Origin of the sequence: Devosia insulae DS-56 (assembly GCF_000970465.2) — a bacterium.
Lineage (GTDB): Bacteria > Pseudomonadota > Alphaproteobacteria > Rhizobiales > Devosiaceae > Devosia_A > Devosia_A insulae.
Genome location: NZ_LAJE02000331.1, coordinates 1 through 1424, shown reverse-complemented (window position 1 = coordinate 1424; position 1424 = coordinate 1). Strand labels below are relative to the sequence as shown.

Genomic DNA, 1424 nt, shown 5'->3' with positions numbered 1-1424 from the left:
ATTTGCATCGTGCAGGGCGATGGCGATGCCGGTGAGCATGGCGGCGAGTTCTCGCCAGCCGTTTTGCATGGTTTTTGGTCCCGGTGGCTTGCCATAGCAGTTCCATCCGCCCAGGCGGGCGGCGACCCAGGCGACGAAGGCCAGGGATTGCGGAGGGTGGGGGTTCTTTTGCTTGGCAGTGCCGCCCTCCTTAGACCTGGAGATGGCTTGCAGGCCAGCCATGAGGGTTGGATCGATGACGTCGGTAGTGGGCCGCGAGCTGCCGTCGCGGGCATCCACGAGCTGGATGGTGCGCACGGCAGCGGCCAGTCCCATGGCGGCCAGGATGAACAGGCGTTCGGCATCGGCCAGCTGGGTGTCATCGAGCTGGATGCCGTCGCTCTTGAGGGCGCGGAAGACCTGCTCGATGCGCCAACGTAGCCGATACCGGTCGATGATGGCCTCAGCTTGCTCGGCGTTGGTTGCCGGGTGGGTGGTCAACAGGCGCCACACGATAGCCTGCTTGGGGTTGGGCGGATCGATCTCGACCGCCTCGACCAAGGTCAGGGTGATGTCGTCCGGCAGGCCGGAAGATGCCTTGCGGCTGTTCGGCCGCGCGATGCGCACACAACCAGCCTTGATGGCCAAGAGCGCCGTGCGCCCAGGATCACCCGGACGCTGCGGCGCTACCCTGATGCTGCGTCGGCAAAGCTCTCCAGCCTCTGTCAGGGCTGCAAACAGCCGACCGCCATCGGCAAGGCTGCGGTCCTGGGCCGAACGGACGATCAACTCAAGTCTGTCCGGACGGCCGCTGAACAGCTCATAGATATCGCTCTCGCGGTCGGCGATCATGGTCACCGAGGCCGCTTCACCCAAAAGCTCGGCCGTGCTGTTACAGCCGTCCAGCCAGCGCATCGATTCCTTGTCCGTGATCGAGCGGTCACGGCGCGGTGCAACCTTGGCCTGGCCGCGGGTCCAGATCTGCGCCCCCAACAGGCCGATCACCGCCTCGTCTTGCGCATCTACCGCAATCACAGGATGCAGGAAGAACCCGGCATCGCGACCATTGCCGCCCGCCCCCAAGCCACGCCGCCGAGCGCTGCGGTCCTTGAAGTTGATCTCGCTGCTGTCCTGCACCGCCACGATGTGCCGCCCAACGCAGTGCTGCGCAGTCCGCGCTGCAACCGTCTCAGCAATCGAGCTGACCGAGACATACGGCGACGACAGGAAGCGATGCACCGCCATCTCGCCAGCCCGGTCTTCCCCGATCTTGCGGATCACCAGAGAACCAGTCGCAACGATCCGATCAATAAGCCACTCACCGCGCTCAGCTACTCGCACATCCCCGATCGCAAACGGCATCCCAATGACCTCCAAGTTGGCAATGCCACCTTGAATCACAGCTCGCCGATGACCCCAAACCACTTCCGTGCATGCCGTAGCCC

At 64.4% G+C, this 1424-nt stretch carries 1 protein-coding gene; it reads right to left on the bottom strand.

Annotation, left to right across the window (positions count from 1 at the left end):
* The coding region (locus VW23_RS21855) for an IS4 family transposase (protein ID WP_069911613.1) at positions 1 to 1341 on the bottom strand (1341 nt) is incomplete at its 3' end.
* Between the last annotated feature and the right edge of the window lie 83 nt (positions 1342 to 1424).